The organism is Wolbachia endosymbiont (group A) of Oxytorus armatus (genome assembly GCF_964027005.1).
Lineage (GTDB): Bacteria > Pseudomonadota > Alphaproteobacteria > Rickettsiales > Anaplasmataceae > Wolbachia > Wolbachia pipientis.
The window spans coordinates 754,000-774,348 of the sequence record NZ_OZ034719.1 but is presented as its reverse complement, the minus strand read 5'-3'; the positions used below and the strand labels follow the sequence as shown (position 1 = coordinate 774,348).

The 20,349-nt window shown below is 35.8% G+C and carries 19 protein-coding genes and 2 pseudogenes; 17 read left to right on the top strand and 4 right to left on the bottom strand.

The annotated features are described in order from the left end of the window. Positions 1-4 precede the first annotated feature (4 nt). From AAGD79_RS03825 to AAGD79_RS03765, 13 genes and pseudogenes are all read left to right on the top strand, one after another. Positions 5-1,944: pseudogene (locus AAGD79_RS03825) on the top strand (DUF4815 domain-containing protein). A gap of 11 nt (positions 1,945-1,955) precedes the next feature. Then, a complete protein-coding gene (locus AAGD79_RS03820) occupies positions 1,956-3,146 on the top strand; it encodes a hypothetical protein (protein ID WP_341811139.1) in 1,191 nt (396 codons plus the stop codon). Positions 3,147-3,150: 4 nt separating this feature from the next. Beyond that, on the top strand, positions 3,151-3,345 hold the full coding sequence (locus AAGD79_RS03815) for a hypothetical protein (RefSeq protein WP_065094988.1): 195 nt from the start codon (positions 3,151-3,153) through the stop codon (positions 3,343-3,345). Next, positions 3,342-4,823, top strand: coding sequence for a hypothetical protein (locus tag AAGD79_RS03810; protein WP_341811138.1), 1,482 nt, complete (start codon positions 3,342-3,344; stop codon positions 4,821-4,823). Before AAGD79_RS03815 ends, AAGD79_RS03810 begins: the two co-directional genes overlap by 4 nt. Before the next feature lie 175 nt (positions 4,824-4,998). After that, positions 4,999-6,180 (top strand): phage tail sheath subtilisin-like domain-containing protein, encoded by a 1,182-nt coding sequence (locus AAGD79_RS03805; protein WP_341811137.1) that lies wholly within the window; start codon positions 4,999-5,001, stop codon positions 6,178-6,180. Between the two features lie 28 nt (positions 6,181-6,208). Then, positions 6,209-6,715, top strand: a complete 507-nt coding sequence (locus tag AAGD79_RS03800) for a phage major tail tube protein (protein WP_341811136.1) — start codon at positions 6,209-6,211, stop codon at positions 6,713-6,715. A gap of 46 nt (positions 6,716-6,761) precedes the next feature. Beyond that, the gene (locus AAGD79_RS03795) at positions 6,762-7,019 is read left to right on the top strand and encodes a phage tail assembly protein (RefSeq protein ID WP_149168985.1); all 258 of its coding nucleotides are present in this window, start codon (positions 6,762-6,764) and stop codon (positions 7,017-7,019) included. Between the two features lie 109 nt (positions 7,020-7,128). Continuing rightward, positions 7,129-9,420, top strand: coding sequence for a phage tail tape measure protein (locus tag AAGD79_RS03790; protein ID WP_265018047.1), 2,292 nt, complete (start codon positions 7,129-7,131; stop codon positions 9,418-9,420). After that, positions 9,420-9,767, top strand: a complete 348-nt coding sequence (locus tag AAGD79_RS03785; protein WP_246433181.1) for a phage tail protein — start codon at positions 9,420-9,422, stop codon at positions 9,765-9,767. The genes AAGD79_RS03790 and AAGD79_RS03785 overlap by 1 nt, the downstream gene beginning before the upstream one ends. Before the next feature lie 26 nt (positions 9,768-9,793). After that, complete coding sequence (locus AAGD79_RS03780) at positions 9,794-9,973, top strand: tail protein X (protein WP_211908098.1); 180 nt, start codon at positions 9,794-9,796, stop codon at positions 9,971-9,973. Continuing rightward, positions 9,970-10,935 carry a phage late control D family protein gene (locus AAGD79_RS03775; protein ID WP_341811135.1) on the top strand — a complete coding sequence of 322 codons (966 nt, stop codon included), beginning with the start codon at positions 9,970-9,972 and terminating at the stop codon, positions 10,933-10,935. The genes AAGD79_RS03780 and AAGD79_RS03775 overlap by 4 nt, the downstream gene beginning before the upstream one ends. A gap of 48 nt (positions 10,936-10,983) precedes the next feature. Further along, positions 10,984-11,502, top strand: a complete 519-nt coding sequence (locus AAGD79_RS03770; RefSeq protein WP_262986489.1) for an ankyrin repeat domain-containing protein — start codon at positions 10,984-10,986, stop codon at positions 11,500-11,502. 67 nt (positions 11,503-11,569) lie between these two features. Further along, the gene (locus AAGD79_RS03765) at positions 11,570-11,803 is read left to right on the top strand and encodes a hypothetical protein (protein WP_341811134.1); all 234 of its coding nucleotides are present in this window, start codon (positions 11,570-11,572) and stop codon (positions 11,801-11,803) included. Between the two features lie 63 nt (positions 11,804-11,866). On the opposite strand, the pseudogene AAGD79_RS03760 reads toward AAGD79_RS03765, so the two are convergent. The 3 genes and pseudogenes from AAGD79_RS03760 to AAGD79_RS03750 all read right to left on the bottom strand — a co-directional run bounded on the left by AAGD79_RS03760 (position 11,867) and on the right by AAGD79_RS03750 (position 16,190). Continuing rightward, positions 11,867-12,731, bottom strand: a pseudogene (locus AAGD79_RS03760) (IS982 family transposase). A 68-nt stretch (positions 12,732-12,799) separates the two neighbouring features. Beyond that, on the bottom strand, positions 12,800-13,588 hold the full coding sequence (locus tag AAGD79_RS03755) for an AAA family ATPase (protein ID WP_341811133.1): 789 nt from the start codon (positions 13,586-13,588) through the stop codon (positions 12,800-12,802). 49 nt (positions 13,589-13,637) lie between these two features. Continuing rightward, positions 13,638-16,190, bottom strand: a complete 2,553-nt coding sequence (locus AAGD79_RS03750) for a valine--tRNA ligase (protein ID WP_341811132.1) — start codon at positions 16,188-16,190, stop codon at positions 13,638-13,640. A 259-nt stretch (positions 16,191-16,449) separates the two neighbouring features. Here AAGD79_RS03750 and AAGD79_RS03745 point away from each other — a divergent pair, with 259 nt between their 5' ends. Continuing rightward, positions 16,450-17,274 (top strand): hypothetical protein, encoded by an 825-nt coding sequence (locus AAGD79_RS03745; protein WP_341811131.1) that lies wholly within the window; start codon positions 16,450-16,452, stop codon positions 17,272-17,274. Between the two features lie 40 nt (positions 17,275-17,314). Here the strand turns inward: AAGD79_RS03745 and AAGD79_RS03740 are convergent, their stop codons facing one another. Next, on the bottom strand, positions 17,315-17,830 hold the full coding sequence (locus tag AAGD79_RS03740; protein ID WP_341811130.1) for a gamma carbonic anhydrase family protein: 516 nt from the start codon (positions 17,828-17,830) through the stop codon (positions 17,315-17,317). A 144-nt stretch (positions 17,831-17,974) separates the two neighbouring features. Here AAGD79_RS03740 and secG point away from each other — a divergent pair, with 144 nt between their 5' ends. Genes secG through AAGD79_RS03725 form a run of 3 tightly spaced genes read left to right on the top strand, consistent with a single transcriptional unit; the run spans position 17,975 to position 20,332 of the window. Then, positions 17,975-18,295: a preprotein translocase subunit SecG gene (secG, locus tag AAGD79_RS03735; RefSeq protein ID WP_010962615.1), complete on the top strand. Its 321-nt coding sequence runs from the start codon at positions 17,975-17,977 to the stop codon at positions 18,293-18,295. Further along, a complete protein-coding gene (locus AAGD79_RS03730; RefSeq protein ID WP_155968501.1) occupies positions 18,295-19,899 on the top strand; it encodes a CTP synthase in 1,605 nt (534 codons plus the stop codon). The genes secG and AAGD79_RS03730 overlap by 1 nt, the downstream gene beginning before the upstream one ends. Positions 19,900-19,924: 25 nt before the next feature. Then, entirely contained in the window at positions 19,925-20,332 is a 408-nt protein-coding gene (locus AAGD79_RS03725; protein WP_209472967.1) for a nucleoside deaminase, read from the top strand. The last annotated feature ends 17 nt before the right edge of the window (positions 20,333-20,349 follow it).

Sequence of the window (20,349 nt, the reverse complement as noted above, 5' to 3'; positions counted from 1 at the left end):
AAAGATGACCTTAAATAGCTATTATAACCGCTTTAATCCTGACAAAGAATACGAAAAAAGCTTGTTTCTAGCAGGAAGAGGTCTACAGTCAGCAGAATTAAACGAGACGCAAGAATATGCTCTTTCAAAACTCAAAGGCATAGGTGATGCAATATTTCGTGATGGTGATGTTGTAACAGGAAGTAATTGTATTATAGATAGAGAAACTGGTAAAGTTACACTTGAAAGAGGAAAAATCTATCTTCGTGGAGCAGTTAGAAAAGTCGAAAAAGAAGAGTTTGTTATTCCACTGAGTACCACAGTTCGTATAGGTGTTTATTATCTAGAATCTACAATTACAGAACTTGAGGACGAAAATCTTCGTGATCCTGCAGTTGGTACAAGAAACTATCAGGAAGTAGGAGCTGCAAGGCTTAAAGTTTCCACCATTTGGGGTTATCAAGCAGAAGGTCTTTCTCCACGTTTTTCTGAAGGAGAATTTTATCCAATTTATAACATTGAAAATGGAGTATTAATAGAACATTCACCGCCACCACAAGCAAACATAGTAACTACAGCTCTTGCTCGTTATGATAAAGAAGCAAATGGATCTTACGTAGTAAACGGTCTAGAAGTAATTTGTTTGCAGAGAGAAGAAGGGGACGAAAAGGGGAAAAAAAAATATTTGTGATTAATGAGGGCAAAGCTCATGTTGATGGCTATGAGATTGAACTTCCTCACAGTATTCGTGTTTCTTTTGATGACGATCCAGATATAAAATCAGTTGAATCAGAACCACATACTTTTCAGCCAAATAGCCAAAGAGTAATGGAACTGAAGGTGAATGATTTTCCAATAAGTGAAATTAAAAAAGTAGATATAACTGTTCAAAAAACCATTACCATTACTCACGGTTCATACTCAGGAGCTGTTGATCCAATACCTGACTCTGCGGTACTTGAGATTATTCAAATTAAACAAGGCAATGTTATTTATGAAAATAGTATAGACTATAAGTTAAATGCAGGAAACGTTGATTGGTCATTACCCGGCAAAGAACCAGCACCTGGAAGTAGTTACCTTATAACCTATCGCTGTCGCACTCAGGTAAGTCCTGAAGATATAAATGAAGAGGGATGTAAAGTAAGAGGTGCCGTTGATAACAGTCTGGTTCTGATTGATTACACCTGGAAAATGCCACGCTATGATTTAATTACTATCGATAGCAAAGGAGCAGTAAGGAGAATAAAAGGTATAGCTCACCCTTGGCGACCATCAATGCCTAAAGCACCTAGCGGACAACTTTTGCTCTGCTACATTCATCAGACATGGAAAAACGGAGAAAAAGAAGGGGTAAAAATAGTGAATAATGCTATTCATGCTGTACCGATGAATGAGCTTGAAGCAATGAAAAAAGGAATAAATGATCTTTATGCGCTGGTTGCACAGGAGCGTTTACGCAGTGATGCAAATTCAAGAGAACCTACCACCAAAAAAGGAGTATTTGTTGATTCATTCTTTGATGATGATATGCGCGATCAAGGAATTTCGCAGTCTGCAGCAATAGTAAACAAAGAATTAATTTTACCTATAGATGTGGAAATTATTGATGTTGAAAGAGGTAAAGAACCTTATCTTTTACCTTATAAACTTGAACCGGTACTGGAGCAGCTTTTACAGACTAAAGGAGAAAAAATTAATCCTTATCAAGCTTTTGATCCAGTACCGGCACAAATTACTCTAAATAAAAATATAGATCACTGGACGGAGGTAAAAACAAATTGGAAAAGTCCAGTAACCAGAGTATTTAATGCTAAAGAAACGACAGAGCTGCTGTCAAGTACTTCATACGAAACTGAATTTATGAGAGAAGCAGTACAGAATTTTGAAATTGAAGGTTTTGAGCCAGATGAAAAGCTTAAGGAAATAAAATTTGATGGCATTTCTATTATACCTATGGCATAGAGGAAAAAAAAGTGGAAAAAAGAGCTAACAACCAGGGAAAATTAAAGGGAAAGGTGAAAGTACCAGCAAACATTCCAGCAGGTACTAAATTAGTACAGTTTTATGGGGATAAAGGAAGCTATGGAGAAGCAACTTATACTGGTAAAAAAACAATTACCATAGAGGAAAGAAGAAGAGTTATCGCAGCAAGACGATTTGATCCTTTAGCCCAAACATTTACTTTAAATGAGAGCAGACACATAGGGGGTCTAGATTTATGGTTCACAAATAGCGGCAAAAAACGTGTTGTTGTGCAGATTAGAGAAACAGCAGTGGGAATGCCCTCGCAGACTGTCATTGCTGAAAGTTATATTGAGCCAAAAGATATAAAGATAGATGGCACAGCAACACGTATAGAGTGGTTACCAGTGTTTTGCCATGCAGGACAAGAGTATGCAATAGTGCTACTCACTGATGATGCAGATACTGCAGTAAAAATAGCAGAGCTTGGCAAATATGATACAGTAAATATTCGTTGGGTAACAAGTCAACCATATCAAGTAGGAGTATTACTTTCATCAAGCAATGCAAGTACCTGGACTCCACATCAGAACTTAGATTTAACGTTTCGGCTTTTGGCTGCAAAATTTAGCGAAGTTTCTCACATTATTGATCTTGGCAAGGTTACTGCAAATAACGTATCAGATTTAATTGTTTTGACGAACGTCGAAAAAGTAGCATTTGATACCAATGTGGAATTTGTTTTAACAGATGAAGAAGGAAAAGAAAATTTTTTGTCTGATAATTTGCCGCTCGCACTGCGTGAAAGAATAAATGGGGAATTAACGGTAAAAGCAAGCCTAAAAGGAGGGCGAGAAAAAAGTCCAGTGCTATATCCTGGGTTACAGCTAGTTATGGGTAATATAGGGGAAAAAGGAGATTATGTTACAAGAAGCATTACAGCAGGAGCTAACACTAAGATTACCATAACATATGATGCGCTAATACCTGGCACTGCAGACGTAAAAGCATATGTGCAGAAAAGCGTCAAAGAATGGCAGCTAGTAAATTTAACCTCGGGAAAACCAATAGGGGAAAATTGGGTAGAGAGAACTCATGTGCTAACAAACTTTAATGGTAATGAGACAAGGATAAAATTGGTTTTAAGTGGAACAGTTGTCTATCGTCCTAAAGTCAAAAATTTGCGAGTGATTATTACTTAAATCAATGCCAAATGACCAAAGCAAACGAGGATATACACTACCACATCCAGAAAATATTGCTGTGCAGGATGTTGTTCGTATCCGTACCACAATTGAGAAAATAGATGAAGATATTACCGAAAGAGAAGATGAGCACAATCAACTTAAGAGTAATTTTGAGCGGTTTAATTTTGAGACTTTTTTAAATTTTTGGAAATGAAAGAAGCAATATACCAAAGGATAAAGGATTTAGCAGCAAATAGCACACCTGATCAACTGGCATATCTTGCAAAATCGCTGGAATTGATAGCAGATAAAAAAGCTGTTTCTGACATTGTGCAAATGACTGAAGTAAAAGAGATAATTGATGCACTACAGAGAAGGCTTAAGGATTTAGCAGCAAATAGTACGCCAGATCAACTAGCATATCTTGCTAAAGCATTGGAATCAATAGTCGACAAAAGTGCAGTTTCTGAAATTGTACAGATGACAGATGGTAAGTTAAAAGAACTTCTTGATAGTGCAAAAAAACACTTAAGTGACATAAACAGCAACAAAACAAACTCAATATCGTCCATAACTGCAGTAAAAACAGAGTCTGTTAATGAAATCAACAAGCTTAGGGATAATTCCTTAAATACTTTAAAAGCATCATCAGATTCGCATATATCGCTACTTGATACGAGAAAGAATGCCAATATCGCAGCAATCAACAGTGTTGGCAATGATCATAAAGATGGTCTTAAAGGTTTAGTAAATAACTTCCGTACTGTTAATGATGTGCCAAGTGGTTCATCGATTATGAGGGAGATAAGGAGCAGAGAACCAACCAAGCTTAACTCCATAAATGATGTACCAAGTGGCTCATCAATCATGAAAGAAGTAAGAAATCGTCATATGATTGAACCTGGAGCATTACCTTTTTTATTTGGTGTACTAAGTAGAAAAAATAATTACTTTGGTCACGGAACTTTTACAACTGAGCTTGGAGAGTGGAGCGGTGATATAACAAAAACAGACTATATGCTGCAACTACTTGCAGGTACTCACACATATGATACAAGCTATGTTAGTTTTTATCGGCCAAGACAACTAAATTTTTTAGAAGGAAGTAAAGGTACATTTATCTACGGAGAATCATACCCAAGATTCATGTATGATGGATTTTCTGAGCAATTCAATATGCTGAAATACCCTTATGCTGCACTGGGAGTAATATTCGTAAAAAACACAAGCAATGTAGATATAAGTAAAACTCTAAACTTTGTTGGATCTGCAATGTGGTATAAAGATGAAGTTAATTATGGAGGAGCAGGATTATTTATAGGTACACCTGATAAAACTAATACAAGGAAGTCAGAGATTTCGAGAATTACTTGGACACGTATTTACCAGCATGAAATTAGCAGTCCTGAATTTATTGCATCAGGTAACATAATCATTCCAGCAGGAAAAACCGTTACAGTGTTACTTTATACGTCATCTAATCTTCACTCAGAAGGTGAAAGAGTTGGTGAGACACCTGAGTTCTTTGCAAGTGAGCATACGTATAGCGCAATCTATGGTCAATTTATCCAATGGGGAGTATACAATTTTCGCAGCAATTTTCTGACTACAGGACTTGAAGTAGATCTAGAGAGAACACTAAGAGCGTGGCAATGTCCTGGGTTAGATGCAACATATAAGCTTTGGCATTAAAAAAATATAGAAGATGTTGAGTTGGAGTTATTGTAAAATGCGAAACTTTCTATACTTTCTAGTTTTTGTCTTCATTTTAATAAATATACTAAACCTTAAAAAGTAGCAATCAGAAGAAGAAAATTAAAAGAGTTTTCTTGACAATTTTAAAGAGCAAGTTTTAGCAGATAACTATATGACAGAAGAATTTTTGCACGGAGTAAATGTTATAGAGGTAACCTCTGGAGCAAGGGCAGTACGCATAGCTAAATCATCAGTGATAGGTGTAATTGGTACTGCACCTGAAGCTGATGAGCAAAAGTTTCCGCTAAATAAACCAGTGTTAATTGCAGGAAGCTTAAAAGAAGTAGCAAAACTTGGAAAGAATGGCAGTTTACCTTCTGCAGTAAATGGAATATTTTCCCAGATTGGTGCAACAGTAGTAGTTATTCGAGTTGAGGAAAGTGAAAACAGCGATCCAAAGCTTAAAGAAAGTGAAACTATTCAAAGTATAATCGGTGGAGTTGATAAAGAGACTGGAGAATATCAAGGGATAGAGGCATTCCTCAGTAGTGAAAGTATAGTTCATGTTGCTCCAAGAATATTAATTGCACCTCAGTTTACTCACCAACTCCCAGAAGATGGCAAAAATCCAGTAGTTGCAGCATTAATTTCTATAGCAGAAAAACTGAGAAGCATAATAGTAGCAGATGGTCCAAATACCAATGATGAAGAAGCAATAAAGTGGAGAAAAAGTGTAGGCAGTAGCAGAGTTTACGTAGTTGATCCGTGGGTAAAGGTATTTACTGAAGGGAAAGAAGAAACTTTGCCGTCTAGCCCATTTGTAGCCGGTTTAATAGCAAAAGTAGATAGTGAACAAGGCTTTTGGCATTCACCTTCAAATAAAGAGATAAATGGTATTGTTGGGACAAGTAGGGCTATTGATTTTACCTTAGGTGATACAAGTTGTAGAGCAAACCACTTAAATGAAAATGAAGTAACAACGATAATTCATCAAAATGGCTATAGGCTTTGGGGCAATAGAACATGTTCAGATGATTCAAAATGGGCTTTTCTATCAGTGAGAAGAACTGCAGATTTAATCAACGATAGTCTGCTGCGAGCTCATCTCTGGGCAGTTGATCGAAATATCACCAAAACTTACATAGATGATGTGATTGAGGGGGTGAATTCTTATTTGGCCAATTTAAAAGCGCAAGGAGCGATTATCAGTGGAAAATGTTATGCAACTTCAGAATTAAACACACCAGCAAATATTGCAAGTGGAAAAGTATACTTTGATTTTGAGTTTACACCACCATATCCAGCAGAACAGATTACTTTTCGTTCACGGCTGGTGAATAGTGAAATATCGTAAATTTTATTAAGGGAAAAAAGGAAGAAAGATGCTACCAAAGATTTTAAAGAATTTTAATGTGTTCGTAGATGGTCGGGGTTATGCAGGAAAAATAGATGAAATTACGCTGCCAAAGCTTACCATAAAAACTGAAGAATATAGAGCTGGTGGTATGGATATTCCAGTAAATATTGATATGGGCATGGAAAAGCTTGAAGCAGATTTCACTTTTTCTGAATACGATACAGAACTCTTTCGGCTATTTGGGTTGATAAATGGAAATTCAGTAGCTTTGACGCTCCGTGGTGGAATGCAAGGTAGTGGAAGTAATGATATTGAAGCAGTAATAATCAATTTAAGAGGCATTTTTAAAGAATTTGATTTTGGTAGCTGGAAACCTGCTGAAAAAGCCACTCTTAAATGCACTGTAGCTGCCCATTATTATAAACTTACGATAGGTGGTAATGAACTGATAGAGATCGATGCTGAAAATATGATTAGAAAGATAAATGGCGTTGATCAAATGGCCTTGCTGCAAACGGTTTTAGGTATTTAGGTTTAGTTTTAAAAAGATTTTAAAATTTTATTTTTTAGGAGAAAGTATGACAACAGTAAAACTTGATAATCCAATAACAGTTGATGGTATTTCTGTATCAGAGCTTACCATTAGACGTCCAAAAGTTAGAGATTATCTAGCTATTGAGAGACTTAATGGTAGTGATCTGAGTAAGGAAGTAACTTTGACTGCCAATCTAACATCAGTTGCAAAAGAAGCAATTGAAGAGTTGGATATTGCTGATTATGTAAAAGTGCAAGAAGTATTAAAGGATTTTTTTTCACCAATTATCCAAAAAACTTGAGATTAGAAATACTAGTGCTTGGCTCTATCATAGGTGGTGGAGTTGAGCACATTCTTGATATGGAGATTAGTGAATTTATTTCATGGAGCAAATTAGCAAGGGAGCTTAAATGTCAACGTTATCTATAAAAATCGGAGCTGTTTTAGATGGCAGTTTTAATACTGTAATAAAGGGCAGTAGTAATCAACTTACTTATCTTGGTGAGAACATAAGGAAGCTTGACTCATCTTTAAAATCAGTATCAAAATTTAAGCAGTTGGGTCATGATGTTTTGACTAGCAGGAGGTCGTGGAAGGGCTTTGAAGATCAAGTAAAATCTTTAGCTAAACAAATGAAGGCAATAGAGAAACCGAGCAAAACCTTAAAAGCAGAATTTGACAAGGCCAAAACCTCCGCAATAAAAGCAAAAGAAGCATATTTGAAAAAGAGAGATGCTTTGCATTCATTTAATGAAGAAGTAAGAAAAAGTGGAAGAAATATTAAGTCATTAGTAAGTGATCAATATAAACTTGGTTCTTCTATTGAAGTGCTAAAAGGTAAGTATGGTAAGCTTGGGTCTGCAATACGTAGTCACCAAAGTTTTTTAGCAAGCAAAGCACATTTTAAGTCACAAATTATAGAGACTATTGGGCTAGGGCTAACGCTTGCAGCGCCAATTAAAGTTGCTGTTGATTTTGAATCGGCTATGGCTGATGTAAAGAAAGTAGTAAAATTTGTGCAAAATGACACTAAAGATGAAGCATTAAAGTTTGCTAAAGAGTTAAAGAAATTATCTCGGGAGATACCCTTGTCAGCTGCAGAATTAGCACAAATAGCTGCAAGTGGTGGTCAGCTTGGTATTGACAAAAATGATCTTATTAAGTTTACAACAGTAGTTGCCAAAATGACCACAGCGTTTGATATGTCGGCAGAAGAAGCTGGTAATGCTATTGCGAAAATATCCAACGTCTATGGAATTAAAGTTGATGGTATGGAAAATGTAGGTAACATAATAAACCATCTCTCAGACAATACCGCTGCTAAAGCACAAGAAGTGGTTCTTACATTAAATAGAATTGGTGGTAATGCTAAACAGTTTGGTTTAGAAGTTGATCAAGCAAGTAGCTTAGCAAGTACGTTCATAAGTTTAGGTAAACAACCTGAAAAAGCAGCAACTGCTATAAATAACTTTCTTAGTAAACTACAGACTGCAAGAGAGCAAAGTCCTGAATTTCACGATGCATTAGATGAGATGGGAACAAGTATAGAAGAGCTCGAACAAACCATTAAAAAAAATCCTCAAGAGGCAATATTACAATTCCTTGAAACTTTAAAAAGAATAGACGATCAAGAGCGTGCCGGTATTCTTATGAATCTATTTGGCGCTGGGTTTCAAGATGACATTGCTCTTTTAGTAGGAAGCTTAGACATTTATAAGAAAGCTATTGAACAGGTAGCTGATAAAGGAAAGTACCGCTCCTCAATGCAGAAAGAATTTGAAAATCGGGCAAACACTACAGCTAATAAATTACAATTACTTAAAAATGCAGTATTTGAAGCTGGCATGAATCTAGGGTCAGTGATGTTGCCTACTTTAAATTATGTAGCTGGAAGTTTGAAAGCAATAACAGAGCGTATAGCTTCTTTTGCAGAAAAATATCCAACTTTAACTACAGTAATCATGAGTACTTTAGCAGCTTTGATAAGTTTGAAAGTCTTAGTAGTGGGAGTAGGCTATGGAATTACTTTATTAGGAAGTACAATTTTTGGTCTTAAAGCAACGATATTGGCAACATTTTCATTTTTATCAGCTATAGTTTTCCCTGCAGTAATAACAGGGCTAAGAGCAATAACACTCGCTGTAATGACTAACCCAATCGGACTTTTAATAGCGAGTCTTGTTGCTGGTGCAGCTTATGTTCTAACTAACTGGCAAAAAGTGAAAGACTTTTTCTCTAGCTTTTGGAAATCACTCATTGAACCTATAGGAAAAGCTTTTTCATGGATGGGAAATACAGTTAGTAGCATATTTGCTGAGAATAACCCGATTAGAAAATTTGAAAATAATGGAAATTTTGTTAATAAGCTTTCTAAAAATAGCATTTTCAGTAACGGAAACCCATTGACAAGTAATAGTGCTATTAAACAATTTTCAGAAAATAGTAAAGGCAATTTTGAGAGTTTTAAAGTTAAAGGTGTTATAGAAGAAAAAAGAGCTATAGAACAAGAAGAAATTGAGAAAGCATTCAAGAAAAGTAGATATGAAAATAGGGAATCTAAAGTATATAACCAAGCATTCTATCAAACGTTTAATATCAATATTAAGTCTGAAGATGTCCGCAGCGTTGCTGATGCAGTAATAGAACGATTTAGAGAACAAGCACGTGGGGCACTTTTTGATATAGTTGAAGAGTTACATTGATGTTGCTTGGAAAATGTAAGCTTGAACCAATAAGCCTAAGATACAGTAAAGAAAAAAGGTGGTATACAATTGAATGTATTGAAAAAACGTCGCTACAAAACATTGGTTCAGGAATTGAATGTATTGATTTAACAGGAGTGATTTATTCACGTTATCAGAGTAATGGCTTAGAACAGCTAAAAAATATACGTGATACTAAAGAACCACACGTTCTGGTTGATAATTCAGGAAATGTACTTGGGAATTTTGTCATTACTAATGTAGAAGAAAAACAGATATTATTTTTTCCTGATGGAAAACCGAGAAAAGTTGAGTTTATTTTGAAGTTAAAAAGTTACAGTAAGTGATTTATTATTACACGAAAGAAAACGAAATGTTGGATTACATTTGCTGGAAACATTATGGATACAGTAGTGGAGCAGTGGAGGAAGTATTGCTTGAAAATCCAGGCCTTTCAGAACATGGAAGTTTTTTGCCCGCTGGATTAAGAATTAAGCTTCCTAAAATTCAAAAAATACTGAAAGAATCTGTTATAAATATTTTAGATGAATGACACCAGATTTTGATATAGTAGCAAAAAATAACCCAGTAACAGAGGTTTTAAAAAAGAGTTTAATATTACTACGTGTCACTGATGGATCAGGTACTACAAGTGACGAAGCTGAGATATGTATTAATTATGGCTCTAGCGCTTTAGAACTTAAGGGTAATTTACAGGTTTTTCTAGGATATAAAGAAACAGGTTTATTACCTATGGGGGTATATAAGGCAAATCAAATTACAATACAAAGTCCACCACAAACTTTAAGAATAAAATGTGACGCTGCAAGTTTAAGAGGATCATTAAAGGAAAGAAAATCAAAGGAATGGAAAGACATTACCTTGGGAGATTTGATTAAAGAAATAGCACAAGAACATGGGTATGAAGGTAAAGTCGCTGAAAGATTTGAAAATATATTTATACCACATACCATTCAAGCAGATGAAAGCGACATGAGTTTTTTGGAAGGGTTAGGCAAAAAACATGATGCACTAGTAAAACCAGCAGGAGGATATATAATTTTTATCCCAAAGGGAGAAGCAAGATCAGCAACTGGAAAGATGTTAGGCACAACAGTACTTACACCTAAAGATATTATAAATTGGGAGGTAAATTTTAATGTGCGTAACAAATATGGATCTGTTATTGCAAAATGGCACAGTTATGAAAAGGGAGAAACTATAGAAGAGAAAGTGGGAAATGAGGGTCCAAGTTATACTCTGCAAACGCTTTACTCTACTGCAGAATCAGCAATTAGTGCAGCAGAAGCCAAGTTAAAACAACTAAAACGTAGTACATCAAATTTAAATGTAACTGTTCCTGGTAATCCAGAGTTATTTGCAGAAGCTAAGATCAGCCTTTCAGGATTTTGTCAGGAAATTGAAGGTGAATGGGTAATTAGCAAGGCAGAACATATTCTGAATAATAGAGGATATCAAACTATAGTAGAGGCAACAGTGAGCAAAGCTGTTTAAGTGAAACTTAAGCAAATGGTCATTTAATTCCAAATAAATATATAATACATGAACATAAATTCGATCATATATAAAAATAGACTAATTTTATTAATAGCACTAGCAGTATGTATTGTAATCGTATGTATTTCCTTATCTGAAAAGAGATATAAAGATAGCATTACTAAATTAGAGATTGCATCTGAAACTTGTGACCTAGAAAATATCGAGCTCTTGATACAAAATAATGTAAATATTGGCGAAAAAGCATTGCATTATGCTGCAGAAAAAGGATGTTTAGAAATTATAAAATTTTTAGTAGAAAAGGATGTTGATATAAATACTGCCAATAAATTTAAGCGAACAGCACTACATTATGCTGCAGATAATGGACATTTAGAAATTGTCAAATTCTTATTAGATAAAGGATCAAATCCTATAGCTACAGATCGAGATGGAAGAAGACCAAGAGATATGGCTGTAGTGGAATTGCGATATGATAAAAACAAAGGCAAAACATATAGAGAAATCATAAAGCTACTTGCTAAAGCAGAGGATCAATACGAATCAACAAAAAGTAATCACTAAAGCTGTAAGTTTTCTATAATCTATACATAAATTTCTAAAACTATCCATAACAAGTTAATATTTTCACATGAAAAAGCAAAAAATCCCAATTACGGTAATTATTACCATATTAATCCAAACCGTAGCATTGATATGGTGGTTATCCAAGCTAGACTCAAGGGTACAATTTCACGATAAACTCATTGAATATGGTTTAATGGAAAAAGTGTTAGTACTTGAGGAAAGGGTAAAAAATCTTTCTGAGGAATTAGATGAATTCAAAGATGTGCGGCCCGAAGGTCATAAATGTCGTGATGGTTAAATTCCATCTCCCATAGCATCTGGGTAAAATCATGATCCACACCTTAAGAACCCCAGTTATGGATTAACCAACACAGTAAGGCTTAGAAATAGAAGGCTTTTTTGACTGCATGGAATATGAAATTAATGTAGAAAAAATATGTACCAGAAAATTTATTGGCGATCTGTGCCGTGTATGTTCAAGCTCAAATTTATTTTTTAAACAACCAAAGACTGTCTCAATAATCGACCTTTTTCTCAATAAAGCCTTCTCTTTTAGTGAGATTAGTGCGTTTTTCATGCCTTTTTTCACTTTAGTGACAAGCTTTAAACCTCTATCGAAGAGTTCCTCAAAGAGCTCCTTCTTGATATAGCCTTTATCTCCGAACAAAAGTCCTGTCAGTCTTTTAGTTATAGTTGGCACAGGTATCAACGTTACCTTTGGTTAGAGTAAGTGATTGAATTTCTCCAATTTCGTTAATCACCAAGTGCAATTTAAAGCCAAAAAACCAACCATACGTGCTCTTACCAATTTCTGCTAAACCATCAAAAACTTTGTTCCTAGAGATCCTTTTCTTGTGGCAAATGGCAATCGTAGAAGTGTCAATGTAGGAAGTACCTGTCATTTTCGCTTGTTCGCAGAACCATTGAAGAAGTAATGCTAAATACCGTAAAACTCTCGGCTTTAAGGCAATAAATCTGTGATATGAAGGCATCTTTGAAAATTCTGATCTATAGAGTAACTTAAGGTAACAAAGATAAAAAGCCTTGAAGTTTTTACATGGCGATTGGTGGTATAACAGGATTATGGTTAGCATTTCTGAGTGCGCTATTTCTGGTACTCTGGTTGGTTTTTTGCCATTTGATAAGAACTTATTTGCAAAATTTTCATCTACTACACGACAAAAATCCTCGACGCAGCAGTAAAGTTCTGTAATATCTTTCTTCATGGGTAACCTCTTAAATTATTGTTAAAATACTTGAGTTTACCCTATTTCCCTCTTTATTAATTCTACTTTTATCTGTTTTCTAATCCATAACTGGGGTTTATAAATGCAGATTTGAATCTAGTTTCACTTGCAATCGCCTTAGCAGTCATAGTCTTACCAGTTCCTGGTGGACCATACAAAATGTATCCTTCTCCATTTTCTAGAGCATCTGGTTCATAAATCATCATCAACTTTTGTTTTATATTGTTTGGAAGTATAACATCATCAAATGTTATCTTTCCTCTTTCTTCATCTTTTTCATAAAACTTCATCCGCAGCTCTTCTTTTACTTCAACTTTCTTTATGAGACTACCAAGCCTTTCTTCTAATTCCTCTTTTGTTATGAGACTACCAATTAGCTTTTCCATTTCATTGCTAAGCTTCTTACTTAGCTCTTTCATTTCACCTTTTGTTGTAGCATTATTAGCTTGCTTTGAAATTTCATCTAATCTTGCCGTGAAACTACTAATTAGCTCTTCCACTTCATCTTTTTTTGCAGCACTACCAATTAGCTTTACAATTTCATTGTATTGACTACTAAGCCTCTTATTTAGCTCTTTTAGCTTTTTGATTTGAGGCTCTAAGCTTTGTATTATATTTTCTTGCTCTTTAGCTAATCCATTTTTTTCATTAGGTTCTGCTTTTTGTGCATCAAGCTTTTTATTCTGGCTGATCATTTTACATGAAAGTGCAAGCACCAAAATAGAAAGTATAGATAAACTCAAAGCAACAGGAAGAGCTACATTAAAGGCTGCAATTGGAGATAAGAATGCAACATAAGGAGCAACAGCGAGTGTCCCAGATGCAAGCAATGCCAAAGTAGCAAAAGCACCAGCTAAAGGAAGTCAAACTAATTTCACATAAAAATCAATATAAATCTATATTCACTATGTATTTCTCGTCTTCAGTTTCAAGCTCAGACTGCATCCACTCTATCGTTTCCGCATTGCAAACTGCCTGCAAATCATCCTGTGCGGATTGATTCAATTTGTCCTCTCGTAGATCTGCTTTTATCATCAACTTTTTTATCAGATGCTTAACTGATACATTATTATCTGCCTTTATCTTTCTGATAATGTTTAATATCTGAATAACATTATCTCCCATTTCCTCTGAATATTTATCGTAGATAAGTTCTTCTTTGCTCGGCCAATTACTTTGATTGTGTACAGAATTATAACTATACAATTGGTGGTATATCTCTTCTGTAATGTAAGGCAAGAAAGGTGCAAATAACCGCAAAATAATATTCAGTACATACGCCAAGCTTTGTTTTGCACTTAAACTGCTTCCGTACGCACGTTTTTTTACTAACTCCAAGTAACTATCACAAAAATTCTTCCAAAAAAATTCCTCTATTACGCCCAAAGCTTCGCAGTATTCAAATTGTAATAGGTTGTTCGTTGCTCTTTCTATAACTTTGTATAACTTAGACAATATCCACTTATCCATTGTCTCGTGAGCAGAATTTATGCTCATCACTTGATGCTTTTCCATGAACATGGAAACGAACTTGCTAGCGTTCCAAAGTTTTGTAACGAGGCGCTTGCCAATTTTGAATGTATTTTCAGAGTAGACTGTATCAACTCCAAGCCTTGAGTTCGCTGCCCAATAGCGCACTACATCAGCTCCATAAGTTTCAAGTATTACATGAGGAGTAATGATATTACCCTTTGATTTACTCATCTTTTTCTTATCATCTGCTAAACACCAACCGCTGATCATAATGTTTTTCCAAGGTAAAGAATTTGCATGATAATGTGCCTTTAAAATAGTATAAAAAGCCCAAGTTCTTATTATCTCATGGCTCTGGCTGCGCAGATCTGCAGGAAATATCGTATCATAGCGATGATTTGGTAAGCTAAACTCACTGTTTACTGCTAGTGCACTTAGTTGAGGAGTAATTGAACTTGTGGCCCAGGTATCCATTACATCTTGATCTGGGATAATCTCTTCTTTGCTATACCCTTTTGGCAAATCTTTGAGTGGATCAATAGGTAGGGCCTTTATTTCAGCTAGAATAATTTTACCTTCTTCTCCCTTACGTTTAGAATACCACGCTGGAAATGGCACACCAAAATAGCGCTGCCTTGAGATGCACCAGTCCCAATTTAGCCCTTCTATCCACACTTCCATACGTTTACGCATATTGCTTGGGTGCCAATTGCATTCTTTTACTTTATCTAATACTTGAGCTTTTTGCTCTAAGGTCTTGATAAACCATTGATAAGTAGGTAATATCTCAAGTGGTGCACCAGATCTTTCTGCGCACTTAACAGAATGAGAAATGCTAGTGCTTTCTATCAAAAGTCCTTTTTTAGTTAGGATTTCGATCATCCTCTTTCTTGCTGCTGTAACTTTCAATCCATTTATTTCATTTAGTATATCGTCTGTCATCCGAGTAGCTGACACTGGGATCCATTCTTCTTTTTTCTGACCATACGCTGACATGATATCTTCCTCTGTCATCGCTGGCATTGGCTCTTTTTCCTGGATTCCAGTGTCAAGCACTGGAATGACATCATCTAGGTCCATCCTTCCATCCTGATCGATGATAATTTTCATCGGTAGATTATGCTTTTGCTGCCAATATATGTCGAGTTCATCACCGAATGTACAACACATAACAAGCCCGGTGCCTTTATCTATTTTAACCTTATCATCTGCTATTATTGGAACTTTCTCCTCTGTTATTGGCACTACCGCTGTTTTTCCGATCAGATGAGTGTAGCGCGTATCCTCTGGATGACAAAAAACTGCAACGCATGCTGGAAGTAGTTCAGGTCGCGTAGTTGCAATATTGATCTGCTCATTTTCTTGAGTAGAGAAAACTATCGTGTTTAAGGATGACTCAAAAACTTTATCTTCTATTTCTGCTTGCGCAATTGCTGTTTTATCAACCGGGTCCCAAAGGATGGGCTGCATTTTTCTATATGCATACCCTTTATTATATAGATCAATAAACGACATCTGTGAAAGCGTCACAGTTTCCTTGCTGATCGTGTGATATTCCAAATCCCAGTCATAACTAATGCCGACCGATTTAAATAGTTCCTTGAATTCTTGCTTTGATTTTTCAATAACCTCATGGCACATCTCTATAAATTTTTCTCTGCCAACTTCTTTTGCACGGGTTTTATAGGTTTGTTCAACCAATCTTTCGGTGGGAAGCCCGTTATCATCAAACCCAATCGGATAGAAAACATCTTTTCCCAGCATGCGTTGAAACCTTGCAATAAAGTCCGTGTGGCAATAGCTAAATATATGGCCAATATGGAGTTTTCCTGATATTGTTGGTGGAGGTGTGTCTATAGTGAAAGTGTTATCCTTTTCACCATTCCATTTATAAACTTTACTGCCTTCCCATAATATGTTGCATTTGTCTTCAACTTCTTTAAAGCCGTATTTTTCTTTTAACATAAATATTTCTCAATTTTAAACCTTAAGCTAGCAACGTTATACCGCCGCGGTATCTCTAGATCCCGCTAACAAGCAGCGGAATGACGATGGTCGGTAAACCTAAATTACTTTAGCTATAGCACAATTAAGTAAATACGGCAATTTTACGCCAAAATTTTTTGTTTACGAACATAAATTTTCTATGCTATGATAAAAATATTACTTGACCTTAGGTTCTAAGGGTATTATGTAATGTTAATTATATATATTGAGGTTTAATATGTTGAACTCAAATGAAAATCAAAATTCTTCACCTGAAGTACTTGCTGCACAAACTGAAGGTACGGCAACTGAGGCAACCACAGCAGTGTTGGATGATAGCACAGGACAAGAAACATCAGAAAATGAAGATGATCGAAGAGTTGGTTTTAGTAGTAGCACGTCATCAAGTAAAGGTCTTGTTAATGAGCAAGAAGGTGTTACTAAGTCAAAAAAAGGAAAAGGAAAAAGATCAGCAAGTGAAAGACTACAACGGAGTAAGCAGCAGTTAAAAGAGAAAGACGAGGAAATAATAGCATTAAAAGCTCAACAAAATACACAAGAAGTTGCGGACTTACAGCAACAGTTACAAGCTAAAGACGAGGAAATAACAGCATTAAAAGCTCAACAAAATACACAAGAAGTTACAGACTTAAAGCAACAATTAGCAGATAAAGAGAAAGAAATAGCACAACTAAAACAACAACAGCCAAATGCTGAAGTTGACAAACTGAAGGCAGACTTAACAGCTAAAGAGAAAGAAGTTGACAAGCTAAAGAAGGAAAATAAAGAATTAGAAGCTGAAAACAAAAAAATTCAACAACTAAAACAAGGCAATGCAGCACGGTACACCGCTACTGTTGGTATGGGTCTTGCTGTTGGATTGGTAGCATTTACTGCACTTGAACGTACAGTTAAGTTAGAGATGTTAGTAATGATTGGTATAGCAGTAGCATCTGCACTCGTAGCCGGTGGTATTACATATGCAGTATTACCTAGTACTCAAGTAGATGGGGCAAAAGCACAAGAAGTAAATGAGATGGGAAAAAGAAGTAACAAGGGTTAAGCCGAAATGTACGTGTCAAGTAAAACACTTGACGCGAACTTCAGTTTTTATATTCCTTCATTAGCATAATATAATTTTGTGCTGATTGTGTAATATGTTTAATTTCTTCATTCGACATCTTTTTGAAGAACTTTGCTGGCCTGCCAGCCCATATTTCCCCACTTTTTATTACTTTTCCATGTGTCACTAGCGAGCCAGCAGCTACCATAGCTTCAGACTCCACAACTGCATGGTCCATCACGGTAGAGCCCATACCAATAAACGCTTTATCATGCACCGTGCATGCATGCAACACACAAAAATGTCCCACTGTTACCATGCTGCCAATAATTGTGTCACCACCTGGGTTTCTATCCACATGAATTACCGTTCCATCTTGAATATTTGTTCCATTACCTATTTTTATTGATCCAACGTCCCCTCTGATTACACAATTAAACCAGATGCTTGCATCTCTTCCTATTTCAACCTTGCCTATGATATGCGAACCACCTGCGATGAAAGCACTTTCGTCTATTTTTGGTTCATAATCTTTGTATTTTAAAATGTGATACATATTAAACCCAAAGTCTTATGCATATGTTAATCAAAATAAGGTAAGCAGTAAATACATACTTAGATTTCAAACTACTTGGGTGACAGATGTTCTTGACTTACGTGCTTTGTACTGCTAAGATTTTTATTTTCAGCCCTATCTATAATGTCAGTAGCGGTATTAAGTATATTTCAAATAATATTGGTTGTTGTGTTAGTAATTTTAGTGCTCTTGCAGCCGCCTGGAAGTAGTTCGTTAAGTGGTTTTAGTAATACACAACAGGGGGTCAATTCGATGATTCCGGTGAAATCTTCTGAAAACCCGCTCAGCAGAATAACGGCTATTGTTGCTGGATTGTTTATTATAAACACATTGCTATTGTCAGGATTATATTCAAAAGACGTACATAAAAAATCGATTGCAGAGAAAATTATATTAGAAAAAAAGCAAGAAAGTGAACCTACTTCTGTTCCATTTGAAAATTAATGAAGGAAGCTAAATTTATCTTTGTTACAGGTGGAGTTGTATCGTCGCTTGGTAAAGGCTTAGTCGCTTCAAGCGTTGGTGCTCTTCTTCAAGCTCATGGTTTTAAGATCCGTATCAGAAAACTTGACCCGTATCTCAACATTGATCCTGGGACAATGAACCCAACTCAGCACGGAGAGGTATTTGTTACCGAAGATGGTGCTGAAACTGATTTGGATCTTGGGCATTATGAGCGTTTTACTGGAATTAAAGCAACAAAAGATGACAATATAACAACTGGTAAGATATATCATGAGTTATTGAAGAAAGAGAGGCGTGGTGATTATCTGGGCAAAACTGTGCAAGTCATTCCTCATGTAACAGATTTGATCAAATCGTTCATTTTTAATGGTACGGAAGGTTTAGATTTTGTAATATGTGAAATAGGTGGAACTGTAGGTGACATTGAAAGCCAACCATTTTTGGAGGCTATACGCCAAGTTAACTACACATTAGGAAAACAAAGAGTTATCCTTATTCACTTAACTTTAATACCATATCTTACCGCAGCGCAAGAATTAAAGACAAAGCCAACGCAGCATTCAGTTCGAGAGTTAAATTCCGCGGGGTTACAACCAGATATTATATTATGCCGCAGTGAGAAAGAAATTTTCGATAATCAAAGAGAGAAAATAGCTAAGCTTTGCAATGTTTCTTTATCCAATGTGATACCTGCCCCTGATGTGAGTCATATATATGAGTTACCGGTGTTGTATAGCCAATGTGGGCTTGATACGCAAATTTTGGAGCACTTTCATTTAAGTAAGCCAAAACCAAGCTTGACTGAATGGGATCAAATAGTGCATTCCATAAGGCACCCAACACAGGAAGTTACTGTATCTATAGTGGGAAAATACACCGAATTCCCTGATGCGTATAAATCACTAGTTGAAGCATTAAATCATGGTGCGATTAGTAATAAAGTCAAAGTAAGGATAAATTGGGTTAACTCAAGAGAGAAGGAAGAAAAACCTATAAATGAAAAACTTATAGGAGAGAAATTACAGAATTCTCATGCAATCCTTGTTCCAGGGGGGTTTGGTGATGACGGAGTAGAGGGTAAAATATTAGCAATAAATTATGCCCGTACAAATAATATCCCATTTTTCGGAATTTGCCTTGGTATGCAGCTTGCAATTATTGAATTTGCTCGTAATGTTGTTAAGCTTGAAGATGTACACTCTGAAGAATTTCGTAACTGTAAACATCCAATCGTTAAGTTAGCTGGCGATCAAGATGACGATCTTGGTGGAACCATGAGACTTGGGGCATACAAATGTAATATAAATGCAAACTCTAAAATGATGGATGCATATAGTAACACTACTATTTCAGAAAGACACAGGCATAGATACATAATCAATTCAGATTATAAAGATGATTTGGAAAAAAATGGGCTGCTATGCAGTGGCATATCAGAAGATGGAACGTGCATAGAGGCAGTGGAGTTAGAGAGTCATCCGTGGTTTATTGGTGTGCAGTTTCATCCAGAGTTTCAATCAAAGCCGTTTTCTCCTCATCCTCTTTTCGTGTCGTTCGTTAAAGCAGCAATTGATAAGAAATAAGTGCCTAGTGTTTAAGTATCAATATATGGAGCTTGCCATAGAGCAAGCCAAACTCGCTCAAAAAAATGATGAGGTGCCCATAGGTGCTGTAATAGTGAGTGGAGACAATATCATTTCTTCTGCACACAATATATCCAGCGATCCAACTGCACATGCAGAGATGTTAGCGATCAGACAAGCATTTTCAACTCCCACGCTTTGTGATGCTGATATGTACGTAACATTAGAACCATGTCCGATGTGTGCTCAAGCCATTTCCTTTGCCAGAATTAAACGATTGTACTTTGGAGCTTATAATCCAAAAGGTGGAGGAATTGAAAATGGTGCTAAGATATTTCAATTTTGCAGCCATATACCTGAAGTTTATGGTGGGATATTAGAAACAGAATGCTCTTTTTTGTTAAAGGATTTTTTTGAGAAATTGAGAACATAGTTTAAGTCTATCAATTG

What these genes read in the sequence shown, in the direction of transcription:
- AAGD79_RS03815 (WP_065094988.1), top strand. Translation starts at nt 3,151, where the DNA reads ATGCCAAATGACCAAAGCAAACGAGGATATACACTACCACATCCAGAA.
- AAGD79_RS03810 (WP_341811138.1), top strand. Translation starts at nt 3,342, where the DNA reads ATGAAAGAAGCAATATACCAAAGGATAAAGGATTTAGCAGCAAATAGC.
- AAGD79_RS03805 (WP_341811137.1), top strand. Translation starts at nt 4,999, where the DNA reads ATGACAGAAGAATTTTTGCACGGAGTAAATGTTATAGAGGTAACCTCT.
- AAGD79_RS03800 (WP_341811136.1), top strand. Translation starts at nt 6,209, where the DNA reads ATGCTACCAAAGATTTTAAAGAATTTTAATGTGTTCGTAGATGGTCGG.
- AAGD79_RS03795 (WP_149168985.1), top strand. Translation starts at nt 6,762, where the DNA reads ATGACAACAGTAAAACTTGATAATCCAATAACAGTTGATGGTATTTCT.
- AAGD79_RS03790 (WP_265018047.1), top strand. Translation starts at nt 7,129, where the DNA reads ATGTCAACGTTATCTATAAAAATCGGAGCTGTTTTAGATGGCAGTTTT.
- AAGD79_RS03785 (WP_246433181.1), top strand. Translation starts at nt 9,420, where the DNA reads ATGTTGCTTGGAAAATGTAAGCTTGAACCAATAAGCCTAAGATACAGT.
- AAGD79_RS03780 (WP_211908098.1), top strand. Translation starts at nt 9,794, where the DNA reads ATGTTGGATTACATTTGCTGGAAACATTATGGATACAGTAGTGGAGCA.
- AAGD79_RS03775 (WP_341811135.1), top strand. Translation starts at nt 9,970, where the DNA reads ATGACACCAGATTTTGATATAGTAGCAAAAAATAACCCAGTAACAGAG.
- AAGD79_RS03770 (WP_262986489.1), top strand. Translation starts at nt 10,984, where the DNA reads ATGAACATAAATTCGATCATATATAAAAATAGACTAATTTTATTAATA.
- AAGD79_RS03765 (WP_341811134.1), top strand. Translation starts at nt 11,570, where the DNA reads ATGAAAAAGCAAAAAATCCCAATTACGGTAATTATTACCATATTAATC.
- AAGD79_RS03750 (WP_341811132.1), bottom strand. Translation starts at nt 16,190, where the DNA reads ATGTTAAAAGAAAAATACGGCTTTAAAGAAGTTGAAGACAAATGCAAC.
- AAGD79_RS03745 (WP_341811131.1), top strand. Translation starts at nt 16,450, where the DNA reads ATGTTGAACTCAAATGAAAATCAAAATTCTTCACCTGAAGTACTTGCT.
- AAGD79_RS03740 (WP_341811130.1), bottom strand. Translation starts at nt 17,830, where the DNA reads ATGTATCACATTTTAAAATACAAAGATTATGAACCAAAAATAGACGAA.
- secG (WP_010962615.1), top strand. Translation starts at nt 17,975, where the DNA reads ATGTCAGTAGCGGTATTAAGTATATTTCAAATAATATTGGTTGTTGTG.
- AAGD79_RS03730 (WP_155968501.1), top strand. Translation starts at nt 18,295, where the DNA reads ATGAAGGAAGCTAAATTTATCTTTGTTACAGGTGGAGTTGTATCGTCG.
- AAGD79_RS03725 (WP_209472967.1), top strand. Translation starts at nt 19,925, where the DNA reads ATGGAGCTTGCCATAGAGCAAGCCAAACTCGCTCAAAAAAATGATGAG.